A 17,372-nucleotide genomic window follows, 5' to 3' on the forward strand; every position below is an offset into this window, starting at 1 on the left:
TGGCGATGACGGCTTGCTGGAAGAGCAGAGGCCGGCGTGGCTGACCCCGCGCGGGCGAAGCGCCTCTCCAAGCGCATCGCCACCATCGTCGCCTCGGCGATCGAGTTCGAGATCAAGGATCCGCCGCTCGCGTTCGTGACGGTCACCGATACCAAGGTCACCGGTGACCTTCACGACGCGACCGTGTTCTACACGGTGCGCGGCAACACCCTCGACGAGGAGCCGGACTACGCGGCCGCGGCCGCGGCGCTGGAGCGGGCCAAGGGCACGCTGCGCACCAAGGTCGGTGCCGGCACCGGTGTGCGGTTCACCCCGACGCTGTCGTTCGTGTTGGACAAGGTGCCCGACACTGCGCAGAAGATGGAGGAACTGCTGGCTCGCGCCCGCGCCGCCGACGCCGACGTGGCCCGGATTCGCGCTGGTGCCACTCCTGCGGGAGACGCACAGCCGTACCGTGTGGTAGGAGAAGAGGGGAGCGCTGAGCAGCAGGAGCGCGACCCGGGGAATGTCTCCGCCGCGCACGACGACCAGGACGCCGGTGACCACGATCGACTCGACGACTGAGATCACTCGCCTCGGCAGGCGGGTGGATGCCCACGGTGCGGTTGGGCTGCTGACCGCTGCGCGGTCGGTTGCCGTGATCTGCCATGTCCATCCCGATGCCGACAGCGTGGGTGCCGGTCTGGCGCTGGCCCTCGTCCTCGAGCGTGCGGGCACCGCGGTACAGGTGAGTTTCGCGACACCGTCGACGCTGCCGGAGTCGCTGCGCATGCTGCCCGGCGGGCACCTGATGGTGGCTCCCGGCGAGATGCGCCCCGACGCGGATCTGGTGGTCACGGTCGACGCCCCGAGCATCAACCGGCTCGGCGGACTGGCGGTGCTGACCGAAGGTAACCGCGAGGTCCTGGTCATCGACCACCACAAGTCGAACACCCTGTTCGGTAGCGCCAATTACGTTGACCCGAAAGCGGATTCGACCACCATGTTGGTGGCTGACCTGCTTGACGCCTGGGACAAGCCCATCGACTGCGACGTCGCCTCGTGTCTGTATGCGGGGCTGACCATCGACACCGGATCGTTCCGCTGGGCCACCCCGCGGGCGTTGCGGCTGGCGGCCAGGCTGGTCGAGCTGGGCGTCGACAACGCCGCGATCAGCCGCGAACTGTTCGACACCCATCCGTTCGTGTGGCTGCCGCTGCTGTCCCGGGTGCTGTCCACCGCGCGGCTGGCGCCCGAGGCGGCAGGCGGTGACGGCCTGGTGTACGTGGTGGTCACCCACGACGACTGGATGACCAGCCGCTCCGAGGAGATCGAGAGCATCGTCGACATCGTGCGCACCGCACACGAGGCCGAAGTGGCGGCGGTCTTCAAGGAGATCGAGCCGGCGCACTGGTCGGTGTCGATGCGTGCCAAGAGCTACGACCTGACCACGGTGGCCAGCGGTTTCGGCGGCGGCGGGCACAGGCTGGCCGCCGGCTACTCGACCGCAGGCTCGCTCGACGACGTGGTGGCGGAGTTGACCGCCGCCCTCGGCTGACCAGGCCGTCGCCCACAATCGAATTTCACCTTTGGTAGGGACCTACTCGCACTTCGAGTGCACAAGGTGAAACTCGATCTCGATGATGACGGTGGTCTGCATTGATTGACTCGGACGCGGCGTCCCCGCGGCGGATCGCGGCGCTGGCAATCCCGGCTCTCGGCGTTCTGGCCGCCGAACCTCTCTACCTGTTGTTCGACCTCGCGATCGTCGGCCGGCTTGGCGCCGTAGCGCTGGCCGGATTGGCGATCGGTGGGTTGATCCTGTCAGTGGTCAGCTCGCAGCTGACGTTCCTGTCCTACGGCACCACGGCCCGCTCGGCGCGGTTCTTCGGCGCAGGCAACCGGCCTGCGGCAGTCGGCGAGGGGGTGCAGGCCACCTGGCTGGCGTTCGCCATGGGGGCGGTGATCGTGGCCGCCGTCGAACTGGCCGCGGTGCCGCTGGTGTCGGCGATCGCCGGGGGCAAGTCCGGTGGCGGGGGCATCGCGGCTGCCGCGCTGCCCTGGGTGCGCATCGCGATCTTCGGGGTGCCGGCGATCCTGGTGTCGGCCGCGGGCAACGGCTGGATGCGCGGCGTGCAGGACACCATGCGACCGCTTCGCTACGTGCTCGTCGGCTTCGGTACGTCGGCGGTGCTGTGCCCGCTGCTGGTCTACGGCTGGCTCGGGCTGCCGCGCCTGGAGCTGGCCGGCTCGGCGGTGGCCAACCTGGTGGGGCAGTGGCTGGCGGCGGTGCTGTTCTGCAGCGCGCTGCTGGCCGAGAAGGTGCCGCTGCGGGTGGACTTGTCGGTGCTGCGGGCACAGGTCGTCATGGGCCGTGATCTGGTGGTGCGGACCCTGGCGTTCCAGGCCTGCTTCGTCTCGGCGGCTGCGGTGGCCGCCCGGTTCGGTGCCGCCGCGGTGGCCGCCCACCAGGTGGTACTGCAGCTGTGGAATTTCCTTGCGCTGGTGCTTGATTCGCTGGCGATCGCCGCGCAGTCGTTGGTCGGCGCGGCGCTCGGGGCGGGCAGCACCGAGCACGCCAAGTCGGTGGCATGGCGGGTGACGACGTTCTCGACGATCGCCGCGGCGGGGTTGGCGACGGTATTCGCCGCGGGTGCCTCGGTGTTGCCTGCGCTGTTCACCGATGACCGCTCGGTACTGGACGCGATCGGGGTGCCGTGGTGGTTCATGGTGGCCCAGTTGCCGATCGCCGGCATCGTCTTCGCCCTCGACGGGGTGCTGCTCGGCGCCGGGGATGCGGCGTTCATGCGCACGGCGACGTTGATCAGCGCGCTGGTCGGCTTCCTGCCGCTGATCTGGCTGTCGCTGGTGTTCGGCTGGGGCCTGCTCGGCATCTGGGCCGGGCTGAGCGCCTTCATGGTGTTGCGGCTCGGGTTTGTTGGCTGGCGCGCATTTTCGGGCCGCTGGCTGGTGTCGGGTACCGGCTAACCGGCCGGCGGCAAGGTGACACGCTGTCGACTCGCCGCACAAATCTTCGCTGCATTGGCTGTGACAATCGCCCAGATGCGGTACTAATGGCGTTGCTGACTTATTGAACTTCGACGGGGGTGCTATGAGTTCGAATGCGTTTGGATTGCGTATCGGTTCGGCGGCGTTCGCTATGGGCCTGGGTCTCGCGGTCGCGAGCAGCCCCGGGGTCGCGTTAGCTGACAATCCGGACTCCGCCGGGACGTCGCAATCGTCGAATCCGTCGGATGCCAACAACTCCGCGGCACCGACCCGCTCGGTCGGCACATCACGGCGGGCGTCCTCGGCCCACTCCGGTGGTGCCGCCGCGGGGCCCAAGAAGCGCGCCGCCGCGGCATCGATTACGCAGCCGGACTCACACAGCTCGGATACTCCGAAGGCCGCCACCGCGGCGGTGTCCGGCGCTGTCGCGCACGCCGGTGAGGTCGACGACAGTGCGACGAATTCTGCTGCAGCAGAACAGGTTTCTGTCCCTGCTGAAGCATCCGCGACTGTGACGGCGGCTGTCGACCCGGCACCGCAAAGTGTGCTGGCTCCCTCTCGGCGGGCCACGGCGGTTGCGGCCCGCTCGACGAATATCATGTCGGGCTTTCTGTCGCTGCTGGGGCTGAGCCCGTCGGGGGCTGGCACCGGACTGCCGGCGTCGCCGTTGCAATTCCTGACCGGCGCGCTGGAGTTGGTGCGCCGGGAGATCGAGTCCTTCGTCAAACAGCTCACGGCACTGCTGCCCACTCAAATCACTGCGAGCCTGACGGCCGGTGCCGGGGTGGCCTCGGCGACGACCGGCACGACGACGACGGTGACGTGGGCGTGGGGCTCCAACCCGGTGCTGGCGTTCAACCCGGCCACCGACAAACTCGACTTCGGGTGGATGCAGTCCAGCCAGTTCACCGTCACCGAGAAGGCCGGTTCGGTGGTGATCGGGGTCGTCGACAACAACCACACCTACACGCTGCAGGGCGTCAGTCTCGGGCAACTGCAGATGAGCAACATCGTTGCCAAGGACGCCGGCACCGTCGCCAAGTGGCAGTCCCTGATCAGCAACGCGCAGACGGCGATTCCGAGTGTCTCGGTCGCCGACACCACCGTCACCGAAGGCAACAGCGGCACCACCAACGCGGCCTTCACCGTGACTCTGTCGAAGGCATCCACCAAACCGGTGACGGTCAGCTACACGACGTCCAACGGCTCGGCCACCGCCGGCCAGGATTACACAGCCGGGTCGGGCACGGTGACCTTCGCGGCGGGTGAGACCTCCAAGGCCATCATTGTCGCCGTCGCTGGTGATGCGACGTACGAACCCAACGAGACGTTCACCGTCACCCTGTCGAATGCCTCCGGCGCCACTGTCGCCCGGGCCACCGCGACTGCGACGATCACCAATGACGACGCCGCGCCCGTCACGCCGCCGACCGTATCGATCGCCAACGCCTCTCTGGCCGAGGGCAACAGCGGCAACTCCACCATGGCCTTCACGGTGACGCTGTCCAAGGCGTCGACGACGGCGATCACCCTCAGCTATGCCACGTCCAATGGCACGGCGACGGCCGGCCAGGACTACGCGGCCTCCTCGGGCACCGTCACGTTCGCCCCCGGCGTGGTCTCCCAGACGATCACCGTCGGCGTAATCGGTGACACGACGGTCGAATCGACCGAGACGTTCACCGTCACCCTCTCGAACCCGACCGGTGCCAGCATCGCCGTCGCATCAGCGACCGGCACGATCACCAACGACGACACCGCCACCGCCCCCGGCAGCACCGCGCAGTGGGGCACCTCGTTCTTCGCGCCCTACGTCGACATGGGCGCATGGCCCGTGCCTAACCTGTTGGCGCTGTCGAAGACCTACGGCACCTCGCTGATGACGCTCGGCTTCATGCAGGCCGACCAGAACGGCAACCTTGCCTGGGCGGGATTGGCTGCGCTGGAGCCGAGTTCCACCAACGAACAGGCGGTGGCGATCAACACCTCGATCGCCACCTTCAAGGCGGCCGGCGGTGACGTGATGATCTCCTTCGGCGGAGCGTCGGGCACCAGCATCGCCCAGGCCTACGCGGCCAAGGGTAAGAGTGCCCAGGATCTGGCCAACGCCTACGCGGCGGTGATCGACACCTACGGCATCACTCACATCGACTTCGACATCGAGGGTGCCGCGGTGGCCGATCCGGCCTCGATCGCACTCAACAGTGCAGCGCTGGCACTGCTGCAGAAAGCCAAGCCCAGCGTGCAGATCTGGTACACCCTGCCGGTGTTGCCGACCGGGTTGACCGCCGACGGCGTCAACGTGGTGGATGCCGCGGTCAAGGCCGGGGTCAAACTCGACGGCGTCAACGTGATGGCGATGGACTATGGCGAATCCGCCGCGCCGACCAGTGGGGCTGGTGCAAAGACCATGGGCGCGTACGCGATTCAGTCTGCGCAGTCGACCTACACCCAACTGTCGTCGCTGTACGCCAAGTACGGCAAGAGCTTCGGCTGGAGCCAGATCGGTGTCACCCCGATGCTCGGTGTCAACGACATCGTCTCCGAGGTATTCACGGTGGCCGATGCGCAGGCGTTGGAGGACTTCGCCCGCACCAAGGGCATCGGCATGCTGTCGATGTGGCAGGTGCTGCGCGACACCCCGGGGACCCTCGGGCAGGCCTCGACCGGCGCGTCGGGATTGAGCGATCCGGCAGGCAGTTTCAGCAAGGTGTTCAACGATTACGGCACCATCAACGTCGTCACCTACGGCAGCAGCACCGGCGGTGGCGGCAGTACCGGTGGCGGTGGCAGCACCACCCCGGTGACCGGCGGCAGCACGACGACGATCACCTGGGGTTGGGGCACCAACCCGGTGCTGAGTTTCAACCCGGCCAAGGACAAGCTGGATTTCGTCTGGATGCAGCCGACCGAGTTCGACGTCACCGAGAAGTCCGGTTCGGTCGTGATCACCGTGGTCGGCAACAACCACAGCTACACCCTGCAGGGTGTGACCCTGCGCCAGTTGCAGATAGGCAACATCGTCGCCAACGACAGCGCCACCCTGGCCAAGTGGCAGAGCATCCTGGCCGCGGCGAAAGCCGTGTGACGGCAGGCTAGTTGACCTGGGCGCGGCCCCGCTCGATCACCGAGGCACGGCTGGCCGCGATGTCGTCGCCGCTGGCCTGGGCCATCCACGCCTTGGCCGAGGCCGCCTCGATCCAGAGTCCGGAGTTGGTCTGGTCCTCGTCGATGCGGTGGTACGACGCCAGCAGCGCGCGCACCGCCTTCTGGTTGTTGCCCACGATCGCCGACGCGACCGCCCGCGCGGTCGGCAGCAGTTCCTCGTGCGGCACCACCTGGGTGACCAGCCCGGCCCGCAACGCATCCTCGGCGGACAGGTAGTCGCCGGTCAGGCTCATCCGGCGGGCCAGGCCCACACCGATCTTCTGGGGCAGTCGCACGCTCAAGCCCCACGTCGGCATCAGGCCGACCCGGGCGTGGGTATCGGCGAAGCGAGCCCGCTCGGAGGCGATCAGGATGTCGCAGTACAGCGCCAATTCGAGTCCACCGGTGACCGCCGCGCCATTGATCGCACCGATCACCGGCTTGGTCATCGGTGGCCACTTCGGCGAGATGTCGGGCAGTTCAGTGGTATCGCCGAGTTCCTTGAGGTCCAGACCCGCGCAGAACACCGGGTCGGCTCCGGTGAAGATCACCACGTCGACGTCGTCGTCGGCCTCGGCGTCACGCAGTGCCGCGAAGAACTGCGTGCGCAGCGCCGACGAAAGCGCGTTGCGGGAACCGGGCCGGTTGAGGGTGATGGTGCGGACCCGGTCGGTGGTGTCGATGAGCAGAATGTGGTCGCTGGTCATAGCGACACCGTAATGGCACCGTCTCGCGCCATCGGGAAGGGGCTAGGGGTGAGAACTGCCCAGCTCAGTCGTCGGACGCGCGGGCCGAGCCGCCGGCCGAGGACCGCGGTGACGTCGTGCCGGCGCGCCCCGAGGAGTTGGCCGACGGGTCCGCGTTGACGGTCGGCGGCGGTGGCGGCGGGAAGAACGGCAGGCCCGCAGCCGGCAGCGGCAGATTGATGGCAGGAAGCCCGGATCCGGGCAGCAGCGGGCGCGGTGTCGGGAAGCTCGGCCGTGGTCCACCGCCGGTCGACGTGACGCGTCCCGGGGCCGCGGTGATACAACTCGGCTGGCCGAGGCACGGTGCTTGCGCCGACCTCGTCGGTGCGGGCGGCCGTACCCCTTCGGCGATCTGGTTCCTCAGGTCCGGCACCGCAACCGGGATCACAGCATTGCCGGGAACCTTTGCGGCCGTTGACGATTCGACAGGCGGGGTGGTGGGTGCCGCCGGGCATGTGTCGATCTTGGCCTGCAGGCGCGCCTGCAGTGTCGAGATACCACCCTCGTTGCCCATGTGCTGCGCCACGTTCTGCACGCCGGCGACGGGCTGCACCGAACAGTCGTGCACCTCCACGACACCGCCGTACGCTCGCGCGCCGCCGAACGTGGGGTAGTACCAGGCCAGCCACATCTGCTGCGCCGCGACGGGCCTGCTGGCCTCGATGACCGCGGTCAGATCCTGCTCGGCGGTGGCCTGATCGTGCGTCACGACCTCCATCGCGCGGACCGCACCGGTGTCGACCCGCATCCCGAAGATGTCGAGGGGAACCTGGTCGACCAGCCGCGACACCGCCGTCTGCTGGTCGCTGGTGAACGGGAAGTTGACCACCAGGCGGGGATTCTGCCGCGACGGAGTCGTCGGGGAGGCCGACACCGTCAGCCCGGCCTGGTTCGCGCTGTGGCGGACGACGTCGAGCAGCGCGCCCCCCGGGCCGTGGCCCTGGTCGATGGACAGCTGATTGGTGGTGCCGTCGTCGCTGCGGAACCAGTCGATCCGGCCGTCGGTGCCCGCGGCCATCGAGCGCAGCTGCGCAGCGTCGTCGGCGGCCTGGGTCGCGTCGAAGTGGGCCTGGCGGCGCAGCGTCACCGGCCGGTCCGGTGTCACCCAGAACTGGACGTTCTGGGTGTAGTTCGAGATCAGGCCGATGCGGTTGGCGTCGATGCGGTCGGCGATATCGACAAGTTGCTGGTGGGTGGCAGTCGGCACGTCGACCGCGATGTTGAAGATCACGCCCTCGGCGTAGCTCTCCTCGTGGTAGACCCACGCGTCGCCGACACCGGGCATTGACAGCAACGAGGACTGCAGGTCATTGGCAACCTGGGTGAGACTGCCCGGCGAACCGCAGCCGGGTGCTATCGCGGTGACACCGATCAGCAGGGCGACGGCCGACGCGATTCGCGTCCTGCGTCGGCGTCGGGCGCCCAAACGTGCCGGATTCACAGACGTGCGCCTCCAGCCTTCTAGTCAAGACAGTCGGCCGTAAATCTACACGTGCGACAGATAAAACGGTGCAACGTTGGCACCATTGAGCAGGAGATATCGAGCACGCGCTGGACAGCGCGGCGGCCCTCAGGCCTGATCGGCGTCCAGCGGCGGCAGCGTCGCGGCGGTCAGCACCCACTGACCGATGATCGTGGCGGTGAGGATGTCCTCGCTCGCGCCCGATCCCACACCCGCTCCCGCGGACTTGCACAGCTGCCTGACCTCGTCGGCGATCCCGGTGATCATGGGCGCGATCTCGGCCAGCCGACGGCTCTGGGCCAGGGAGGTGCCCAGCAGTGCGCAGGCGAATCGGACCTCATCGTCGCTGGTACGGCCGTCCAACAGCCCCGCCGTCGACCCGGTCCAATTGGTCAGGACGATTTCGCGTGCCCGCTCGAGGGACGCCTGGTACAGCGGAGCCTTGCCGGCGAAGTAGTGGTGCACCGCAGGCCGGGTGACATCGACGAGGTCGGCGACCTCCTTGAGGGTGGCCGCGTCGTAGCCGCGGGCGGCAAAGACCTGAATTCCGGCCGCGACGATCATCTGGCGGCGCGCGTCACTGTTGGAACCGCGGGGACGGCCCACCCGGCGGGTTCCCACCGGCGGCACCGGACGCAGAGCGCGCTCAGCACGGCGTTGCTGCGGGGTATACGGTGCGTCGGCCAGAGCCAGCCTGGAAGCCATGTCGCCACGGTAAGACGCGAACGTGTGAGCCAGATGTGTGCGGCCTAGTAATCGACTCAGAGGCTCCGGCGGTGAAATCCGGCCTGATCGGGGGCATGCTGGACGTCATGTGTCGCAACATCACCGAGCTGCGCGGCCTCGAGCCGGCGGCCACCGCCGAGGAGATCACCGCCGCGGCCCGGCAGTACGTGCGCAAGGTCAGTGGCATCACCCGGCCCACCGATGCGGTGTCCGGGGCCTTCGACGCCGCGGTCGCCGACGTGGCGGCGGCCACCACCCGCCTGCTCGCCGAATTGCCACCGCGCCGCCAGCCGCCGAAGACCGTTCCGCCGCTGCGCCGTCCCGAGGTCCGGGCGCGGCTGACCGCAGGATGACCCCCGCCCTCAAAGAGTGGAGCGCGGTGGTCCACGGGTTACTCGATGGCCGCCAGACGGTCTTGCTGCGCAAGGGCGGTATCCACGAGAAGCGGTTCGCGCTCGCGGCGCAGGAGTTCCTGCTGTTCCCGACCGTCGCACACAGCCACGCCGAGCGGGTGCGCACGCAGCATCGCGAACTGTTGTCCGCAGGTGCGCCGGACAGCACCGAGAGCGAGGTGGTTGTCCGCGCTGCGGCGAAAGTGGTTGCCGCCGTGGCTGTTCAGCGTGAAGACGGCCTGGCCGACATCGAAGACCTGCATATCTGGACCGCCGAGTCGGTACGCGCCGACCGGCTGGACTTCCGGCCCCGGCACCGGCTGACGGTGTTGGTGGTGCAGGCGATCGGGCTCGCCGAGCCGATCCGGTTCGCGCGGGAGCCGCAGTACGGCGGATGCACCAGCTGGGTACAGCTGCCCGTCACGGCGCGGCTCGCCGAGCCGGTCCACGACACCGATGCGCTAGCGGCGATCGCCGGGCGCGTCCGGGCGGCTGTGGGCTGACGGCGGATCGGCCGAGGCGGGCATGACCAGCCTCGAGAGCCCTCCGCTGCCGTGGTGCACGGTGTGCCGCGATGGCACCATCCGGTGTCCGCTGATCGCCGGCTCGCCGGTACCCAGATTGCGGGCGAACCGGGGGTGCGAGCCACCCGCCACGAGGACCCGAAGCCGGGTTCCGGCCCGGAACCGGTGGGCGATCGCGTCGAGCTCGATGCGGATCAGGCCGTCGGGGTTCGCGGTGAACCGGCGATAGCCGTCGCTGACATTGCGCGAGCGGCCCCGCGCGTCGACCTCGCTGATGCGGACGAACAGGTCGAAGTGTCCGATATCGGATTCGTGGGCCAATTCGATCACCGGGTTGCCGCACACGTAGAGGTCGGCGTCCAGCGGCCCGCTGGTGAAGCTCAGCACGTCTCCGCGCTGCGCCAGTGCGGTGTCGTCCCGGTACCCGCTGATCCGGGCCAGCAGCCGCCCACCCACCGTCGGCGTCGGATCGGCGGGGTCGTATCGGAAGGTCGACGGCGCGGCGTCGGTCGCGGGCGGGGTGGCGGCCAGTCGTCCGGCCGGCTGCAGGTACATCACTCCCTCGCCGGTGGCCGGCGGCCAGTCCGGCAGATCGACCCAGCCGTGGTGGTCGACGTGGACATGTACCCGGCTCGACCGCTGCGGGGCCGGATTCGCCCCTGCCAGGTGCGCCCCCAACCACGTCAGCGTCTCGTTGGCGGCCCGGCCTGCAGCCTTGGTCACCATGTCGGAATGCGTCCACGGCCCGATCGTCATCGCCACGTCGACCCCACGGCCACGTAGATGCTGGAACTGGTGAATCGTCTGGTCCAGGAAGAGGTCCTGCCACCCGGTGAGCAGAAGCACCGGTACGTCGCAGCGATCCAGTGCCGCCGTCATCCGCATGGTCTCCCAGAACGGGTCGTCGGCCTCGGGGTGCTCGATCCACGACTCGTACCACGGCGAGCCGGCACCCAGAAAGGTGCGCCCGGCGCCGCCCAGCGGAAGCCCGAGGACACCGCGCTCCAGCCGGCGCCCCGAGCGGACCTGATACGCCAGGCGCTGCAGCGGGGGAGCCTCCTGGTGGGCCACCATGTCCGACCAGCCGAGGAAATCGTTGAGCGAGAACGAGCCGGTGCCCCACGACGAGGCGTGGAAATCGTGCGGGCCCACCGTGATCACCGCCGCGGCCAGCTCCGGTGGCGGATCGGCCAGCAGGGCCCACTGGGTGTAGCCCAAATACGACAGCCCGATGGTCGCGAAGGTTCCGGTGAACCAGGGCTGTTCGCGCAACCACACCACGGTGTCGGCGGCGTCGGGGGCCTCGTGCACCATGGGCACGAATTCGCCGCCGGAACCGAATGTGCCGCGCACGCTCTGCAGCACCACGTGGTAGCCGCGGGCGGCGTACAGCTGGGCATAGATCAGGGAGAACGGGAACGACCGGCCGTAGGGCCCGCGGACCAGGATGGTGCCCAGCGGCGCGTCGGTCAGCGGGGCGTAGTGGGTGGCCCGCAGGCCGACGCCGTCGCGCATCGGGATGGTGACCCGGTGGTCGACGACGTAGTCGGTGCTCGGTGCCGGTAACCGCAGCGCGCGACTCACGGCTCGGTCGGCGAACTGGCGAACGCGGGTACGCGCCGGGAGATAGTTCCTGCGCGCAACGGTGTTGGTCACGTCGTCCACCATAGGCAGCGCCGACGGACTGATGTGGCCCGTCCGAGATTGGGGTCGCTGTCGTCACCGTGCGGCACCGAACACGACCCAGCGCGGCCCCAAGTAGGCTGGTCGGTTGTGGCCCCCACCCTCTGGGCGATCAGTGACCTGCACACGGGTCACACCGGCAACAAGCCGGTCACCGAATCGCTGTACCCGTCGACACCTGACGACTGGCTGATCGTTGCCGGTGACGTCGCCGAGCGCACCGACGAGATCCGGTGGTCGCTGGATCTGCTGCGCCGCCGCTTCGCGAAGGTCATCTGGGTACCGGGCAACCACGAGCTGTGGACCACCGGTAAGGACCCCATGCAGGTCTTCGGCCGGGCGCGCTACGACTACCTGGTCAACATGTGCGACGAGATGGGTGTCGTGACCCCCGAGCATCCGTTCCCGGTCTGGACCGAGCAGGGCGGCCCGGCGACCATCGTGCCGATGTTCCTGTTGTACGACTACACATTCCTGCCTGCCGGTGCCACCACCAAGGCCGAGGGCCTGGCGATCGCCAAGGCCGCCAACATCGTGGCCACCGACGAGTACCTGTTGTCCAGCGAGCCCTACGCCACCCGTGATGCCTGGTGCCGGGATCGGCTGTCCCACACCAGAAAGCGTCTCGACGAGCTGGACTGGATGACGCCGACGGTCCTGGTGAACCACTTCCCGATGCGCCGCGAACCGTGCGATGTGCTGTTCTATCCGGAGTTCTCGCTGTGGTGCGGGACGACTGAGACCGCCGACTGGCACACCCGCTACAACGCGGTGTGCTCGGTCTACGGGCACCTGCACATCCCACGGACCACGTGGTATGACGGGGTGCGATTCGAAGAAGTCTCGGTCGGCTATCCGCGAGAGTGGCGGCGCCGCAAGCCCTATCGCTGGATGCGCCAGATCCTGCCCGATCCGCAGTACGCGCCGGGCTACCTCAACGACTTCGGCGGCCACTTCGTCATCACCCAGGAAATGAAGGAGCAGTCCGAGAAGTTCCGGGACCGGCTGCGCAGCCGTCGCGGATGAGCGAGCTCATGCGGGCGGTGCTGCCCGATGTCACCGACCTGGTGTACGCGGAGTTGTACGACGACCCACCGGACCTCGCGCCGCTGCCCGAGGAGGAACCACTGATCGCCAAGGCGGTGGCCAAGCGGCGCAACGAATTCGTCACGGTGCGGCACTGCGCCCGGGTCGCCTTGCAGCAACTAGGTATGCCGCCGGTGCCGATCCTCAAGGGCGACAAGGGCGAGCCGTGCTGGCCCGAGGGCGTGGTGGGCAGCCTCACCCACACCCAGGGGTATCGCGGTGCGGTGGTCGGCCGCAGCGAGTCGGTGCGCTCGGTCGGTGTCGACGCCGAACCGCACGGGGTGCTGCCCGACGGGGTCCTCAACGCCATCAGCCTGCCCGTCGAGCGCTACGAGATCGCGAAGCTGCCCGGCGGACTGCACTGGGACCGAGTCCTGTTCTGCGCCAAGGAGGCGACGTACAAGGCGTGGTTCCCGCTGACAGCGCGGTGGCTGGGCTTCGAGGACGCCCACATCACCTTCGACATCGACGCCAGCGGTCTGTCCGGCAGCTTCGTGTCCCGGATCCTGATCGACCCGTCCGCCCGGTTCGGCCCGCCGCTGACCGAACTCGAGGGACGCTGGTCGGTGGGCGGGGGACTGGCGTTGACGGCGATCGTGCTGTGAGTCCCCTGCCTGAGCCCGGCATCGTTGTCGTCGACAAGCCCGCCGGCATCACCAGCCACGATGTGGTCGGCCGGTGCCGGCGCATCTTCGGAACCCGCAAGGTGGGCCATGCCGGCACCCTGGACCCGATGGCGACCGGAGTTCTCGTCATCGGTATCGAGCGGGCCACCAAGATCCTGGGTCTGCTGACCGCCACCTCGAAGTCGTACACCGCCACGATCCGGCTGGGCCGGTCCACCACGACCGATGACGCCGAAGGCGAAGTGCTCCAGGACATTCCGGCCGGACATATCACCGATGACCAGATCGAGGCCGGGATCGCCGACCTGCGCGGTGACATCCTGCAGCGCCCGTCGTCGGTCAGCGCGATCAAGATCGGCGGTGTGCGCGCCTACCAGTTGGCCCGGGAGGGCCAGGAGGTCGAGCTGGCGCAACGACAGGTGCGTATCGACCGCTTCGAGGTCCTCGACATCCGGCGCACTGCAGAGGCCGTCGATATCGACGTCGAGGTGGACTGCTCCTCGGGCACCTACATCCGGGCGCTGGCCCGCGACCTCGGTGCGGCCCTGGGCGTCGGCGGACACCTGACGGCGCTGCGCCGGACCCGGGTCGGCGGGTACGGACTCGACCATGCCCGCACGCTCGAGGTGCTGGCCGAGGCGCCGTTGCTCAGCTACACCCTCGACGAGGCGTGCCTGCTGGCGTTCCCGCGCCGCGACATCACCGCCGAGCAGGCCGGCGACGCCAGCCACGGACGAACTTTGCCCGCGGCCGGTATCGACGGCGTGTACGCCGCGACCGACCCCGACGGTCGCGTGATCGCCCTGCTGCAGGACAAAACGGCCGGCACCGGGTCGGTCGTGGTCATTCGACCGGCCACCCTCTAGGTCTTGCGCCTGCTGGGTGGTTCACCCGTCCACCGGATGTGGGCCCGGGTGAAGGCGGAGGTCTCCGAATAGCCCAGGCGCCGTGCGGTTTCCTCCACAGTGAAGCCGGAGTCGAGTAGCTCCGCGGCCAGCGTCACCCGCACTTCGTCGAGCAGTGCCCGAAAGCTCGTCCCCTCGGCGGTCAGCTTGCGGTGCAGAGTCCGTTCGGTGATGCACAGTTCTGTGGCGACGTCGGCCATCGACGGGATCTGTGCGGAGTTCGCGATGATGCGCGTCCGCACGGTGGCGGCAATGCCGCGGCGGGTGCGGCGCCGGTCGAGCAGTTGCTCGCACTCGCGGATACAGATCGCCGCGGTCTGCGGGTCGGCCGCGGGCATCGGCTGGTCGATCAACTCGGCGGGGAACACCAGGGCGTTGCGTGGTCCTTTCACCACCGTGATCGTCACGTTGTCGATCTCGACGCCGTCGATGGGCAGGCTCAGGGTGGCCAGTTCGATGCGGAACGACATCGGCGGATGATTCGTGCCGATCAGCATCGGGATCACTCGCACCACCATGCCGAAGTCCCGTTCGATCAGGAATTGCCGTACATCGAAAGGAATCTGGGTGTCGTCGATGGCCACCACCGCTTCGGTTCCGACGAACTCGGGCGCTGCGAGGCCCAGATAGGAGGCCGACAGCGCACTGTAGCGCCAGGCGACGTCGATGGCATCGCCGAATGTGGGGCTGGCCATCAAGGCGTAACCCAGGATGCCGGTGTCGGCCAGGCTGTACCGCGCCCCGACTTCCAGGCCCAGCCCCGGACGGTTCCCCAAGCGGGCGATGACATTTCGGATGATGGCCAGTTCCTGGGTCGGACTGATCTCGCCGCTGGGGTCGAGCAGGTCCGCCGGCGACAGAGCTGTCCCGGACAGACAGGCCGCGGCGTCGAGTCCGTACTGTGCCGCCGCTTCGACGACATGCCGGCCGGTCGCCGAGGGTCGGGCGATATCCAGTCCGGAAATGGCGGCCACGTGTCCGAAAGTATCAAGTGGATGTCCGGAACGGGCATTCTTTTGCGTACTGGCCGGCTCTAGCGTCCGTGTTATGCCTGCTGATCTGCTCAAGCCGCCGCCGCGGGCGGTGGCGTCTGTGGCCCGCGCATCCGTGTCGGACCTGTGGCGCCCGGTAGCCACCGGCGCCTACCGGGACATCCGCCGTCCACGACCGCGAATGACTCAATCAGCTTTACCCCGTACCACTTTCGACCCCACCCTGCCCGGCAATATCGCCAACCCCTATCCCGCTCTCGAACGAATCCGCGAGCATCCGGTTGTCATCAACGAGCGCCTCGGTGTCTGGATGCTCGGGCGCTACGACGACGTCCACGCCGCCGCCCGCAACAGTGGGGTGCTCTCGTCGCGCGACGGCATCATGTTGCGCAGCTTCACCGCGAGCGCGGTGCTGCTGGCCGACCCACCGGAGCACACCCGGTTACGCCACATCGCCGCACCCGTCTTCACCAAACGTGCCGTGAACACGCTGACATCGGACATCGAACGACTGGCCGGCGAGTCGATCTCGGCGCTGCGTGACGGCAAGACCGTCGACCTCGTGTCGGCTCTCACGGTTCCGATGCCGATCAACGTGATCGCCACGATCCTGGGTATTCCGCGCGATCAGTGGCCGGGATTCCGCGCGGTCTCCGAGCAGATCGTGCAGGCGTTCGCGCCCAGGACGCTGCCCGAAGTGGCCCGGATGGTTGCCGGCATGCTGCAGTCCTACGTGCAGCTGCGCAGTTTCATCAACGCCGAGATGGACAGGCGCGCAGCAGAACCCGCCGACGATCTGCTGACCCGGCTGCAGCTGGCGCGGGCCTCCGGCGAACTCACCGACAACGAGGCCTTCTTCTACGCGACCATCCTGTTGGTGGCCGGCAACGAGACGACGACCAACCTGCTGGGCATGCTGCTGATGCGAATGGCCCAGGACCCCAACCTATTCGACGAGTTGAAGGCCGACCGCGCCCTGGTGCCCGCTGCGGTCGAGGAGGCCGCACGCTGGGGCTCACCGGTGCAGTGGGTGACCCGGGTCGCCACGCAGCCCTACGAGATCGGCGGGACGGTGATCCCCACCGGCGGCAAGGTGGTGCTGTTCTACGCCTCGGCCAATCGCGACCCGGCCAGGTTCACCGATCCCGACCGCTTGGACATTCACCGCGACACCACCGGGCATCTGGCGTTCGGGCATGGCCTGCACTTCTGCCTCGGGGCGCACCTGGCCCGCCTCGAGACCGTCACCGCTGTCAATCATCTGCTCGACGAGATCGACGGCCTGGAGCTGGCCGGGCCGGTGCGGTGGGGGACCTCGCCGTCGCTGCAGGGTCCGGCGTCGCTGCCGGTGCGCATCCGCCAAGCGTGAGCTAGGAGCCGACTACCCAAATCGCTTGGGCGGCAGGGCTTCCCAATTCCACGGTGCTCAGCGCGCCATCGGAGTCCTGCACCGACACCGAGATCATGCCGGCGAAGTCGCGCCGGGCCAGGACCTCGAGTCGCGAGTCCAGACTGATCCCCACCGCGTCGAAGTACCGCAGCATCTCGGGGTCGGCGTCCGAAATCCGGGCTACGGTCGCGACGTCGCCGTCGGAGCAGGCCGACAACTGCCGCGCCGGCGGGGTGGGCACCTGGCCGTCGGTCGCCGGGATCGGGTCACCGTGCGGGTCGCGGGTCGGATATCCCAGCTTGGCGTCGATGCGGTCGAGCATCATGTCGCTGACCGCGTGCTCGAGGATCTCGGCCTCGTCGTGCACCTCGTCCCAGCCGTAGCCCAGCTCGCGCATCAGGAACGTCTCGAGCAGTCGGTGCCTACGCACCACCGCCAGGGCGGCCTGGCGGCCGCGGTCGGTCAGGGTGACCGCACCGTACTTCTCGTGGTGCACCAGGCCCTGGTCGGCGAGCTTGCGGATGGATTCCGAGGCTGTGCTGGCCGACACACCGAGACGCTCGGCGAGCAGTTTGGTGCTGACCTTCTCGTGCGACCACTCCTGGGCGGTCCAGATGACCTTGAGGTAGTCCTGGGCAACCATCGTCAGGTCGCGTACCCCGCTGTTGGGGTTCTCGTCAGGACTCACACCCGAAAGTTTAGGCA

Annotated in this window: 16 protein-coding genes; 10 read left to right on the plus strand and 6 right to left on the minus strand. The window is 68.4% G+C overall.

The window, feature by feature from the left end:
* Positions 1-36 precede the first annotated feature (36 nt).
* The 4 genes from rbfA (at position 37) to OG976_RS23140 (ending at position 6,076) form a co-directional block, all read left to right on the plus strand.
* Positions 37-564, plus strand: a complete 528-nt coding sequence (gene rbfA, locus OG976_RS23125; protein WP_328354208.1) for a 30S ribosome-binding factor RbfA — start codon at positions 37-39, stop codon at positions 562-564.
* Entirely contained in the window at positions 539-1,537 is a 999-nt protein-coding gene (locus tag OG976_RS23130; protein WP_328354211.1) for a DHH family phosphoesterase, read from the plus strand. The genes rbfA and OG976_RS23130 overlap by 26 nt, the downstream gene beginning before the upstream one ends.
* Positions 1,538-1,638: 101 nt before the next feature.
* Positions 1,639-2,967, plus strand: a complete 1,329-nt coding sequence (locus OG976_RS23135) for an MATE family efflux transporter (RefSeq protein ID WP_328354214.1) — start codon at positions 1,639-1,641, stop codon at positions 2,965-2,967.
* Positions 2,968-3,091: 124 nt separating this feature from the next.
* Positions 3,092-6,076, plus strand: coding sequence for a Calx-beta domain-containing protein (locus OG976_RS23140; RefSeq protein WP_328354217.1), 2,985 nt, complete (start codon positions 3,092-3,094; stop codon positions 6,074-6,076).
* A gap of 7 nt (positions 6,077-6,083) precedes the next feature.
* Here OG976_RS23140 and OG976_RS23145 read toward each other — a convergent pair whose 3' ends face one another.
* The 3 genes from OG976_RS23145 to OG976_RS23155 all read right to left on the minus strand — a co-directional run bounded on the left by OG976_RS23145 (position 6,084) and on the right by OG976_RS23155 (position 9,048).
* Positions 6,084-6,842 (minus strand): enoyl-CoA hydratase, encoded by a 759-nt coding sequence (locus tag OG976_RS23145; RefSeq protein ID WP_328354220.1) that lies wholly within the window; start codon positions 6,840-6,842, stop codon positions 6,084-6,086.
* A gap of 64 nt (positions 6,843-6,906) precedes the next feature.
* Positions 6,907-8,322, minus strand: a complete 1,416-nt coding sequence (locus tag OG976_RS23150) for a hypothetical protein (RefSeq protein ID WP_328354223.1) — start codon at positions 8,320-8,322, stop codon at positions 6,907-6,909.
* A 129-nt stretch (positions 8,323-8,451) separates the two neighbouring features.
* Positions 8,452-9,048, minus strand: coding sequence for a TetR/AcrR family transcriptional regulator (locus OG976_RS23155; RefSeq protein ID WP_328354226.1), 597 nt, complete (start codon positions 9,046-9,048; stop codon positions 8,452-8,454).
* 107 nt (positions 9,049-9,155) lie between these two features.
* Here OG976_RS23155 and OG976_RS23160 point away from each other — a divergent pair, with 107 nt between their 5' ends.
* Entirely contained in the window at positions 9,156-9,422 is a 267-nt protein-coding gene (locus OG976_RS23160) for a DUF2277 family protein (RefSeq protein ID WP_328363919.1), read from the plus strand.
* Positions 9,419-9,964, plus strand: coding sequence for a DUF1802 family protein (locus tag OG976_RS23165; RefSeq protein WP_328354229.1), 546 nt, complete (start codon positions 9,419-9,421; stop codon positions 9,962-9,964). The genes OG976_RS23160 and OG976_RS23165 overlap by 4 nt, the downstream gene beginning before the upstream one ends.
* Here OG976_RS23165 and OG976_RS23170 read toward each other — a convergent pair.
* The gene (locus OG976_RS23170; RefSeq protein WP_442930374.1) at positions 9,923-11,641 is read right to left on the minus strand and encodes a CocE/NonD family hydrolase; all 1,719 of its coding nucleotides are present in this window, start codon (positions 11,639-11,641) and stop codon (positions 9,923-9,925) included. The genes OG976_RS23165 and OG976_RS23170 overlap by 42 nt on opposite strands.
* A 117-nt stretch (positions 11,642-11,758) precedes the next feature.
* Here OG976_RS23170 and OG976_RS23175 point away from each other — a divergent pair, with 117 nt between their 5' ends.
* The 3 genes from OG976_RS23175 to truB are packed head-to-tail and all read left to right on the plus strand — an operon-like array spanning position 11,759 to position 14,246.
* The gene (locus OG976_RS23175) at positions 11,759-12,694 is read left to right on the plus strand and encodes a metallophosphoesterase family protein (RefSeq protein WP_328354232.1); all 936 of its coding nucleotides are present in this window, start codon (positions 11,759-11,761) and stop codon (positions 12,692-12,694) included.
* Positions 12,691-13,359 carry a 4'-phosphopantetheinyl transferase PptT gene (gene pptT, locus OG976_RS23180; RefSeq protein WP_328354235.1) on the plus strand — a complete coding sequence of 223 codons (669 nt, stop codon included), beginning with the start codon at positions 12,691-12,693 and terminating at the stop codon, positions 13,357-13,359. Before OG976_RS23175 ends, pptT begins: the two co-directional genes overlap by 4 nt.
* Before the next feature lie 5 nt (positions 13,360-13,364).
* Complete coding sequence (gene truB, locus OG976_RS23185) at positions 13,365-14,246, plus strand: tRNA pseudouridine(55) synthase TruB (RefSeq protein ID WP_442930562.1); 882 nt, start codon at positions 13,365-13,367, stop codon at positions 14,244-14,246.
* Here truB and OG976_RS23190 read toward each other — a convergent pair.
* Positions 14,243-15,259 carry an AraC family transcriptional regulator gene (locus tag OG976_RS23190; protein ID WP_328354241.1) on the minus strand — a complete coding sequence of 339 codons (1,017 nt, stop codon included), beginning with the start codon at positions 15,257-15,259 and terminating at the stop codon, positions 14,243-14,245. The genes truB and OG976_RS23190 overlap by 4 nt on opposite strands.
* A gap of 73 nt (positions 15,260-15,332) precedes the next feature.
* Here OG976_RS23190 and OG976_RS23195 point away from each other — a divergent pair, with 73 nt between their 5' ends.
* Positions 15,333-16,646 (plus strand): cytochrome P450, encoded by a 1,314-nt coding sequence (locus OG976_RS23195; protein ID WP_328354244.1) that lies wholly within the window; start codon positions 15,333-15,335, stop codon positions 16,644-16,646.
* A gap of 1 nt (position 16,647) precedes the next feature.
* On the opposite strand, the gene mntR is transcribed toward OG976_RS23195, so the two are convergent.
* Entirely contained in the window at positions 16,648-17,355 is a 708-nt protein-coding gene (gene mntR / locus OG976_RS23200) for a manganese-binding transcriptional regulator MntR (protein ID WP_442930375.1), read from the minus strand.
* Between the last annotated feature and the right edge of the window lie 17 nt (positions 17,356-17,372).

The sequence above is a fragment of the Mycobacterium sp. NBC_00419 genome (assembly GCF_036023875.1).
Classification (GTDB): domain Bacteria; phylum Actinomycetota; class Actinomycetes; order Mycobacteriales; family Mycobacteriaceae; genus Mycobacterium.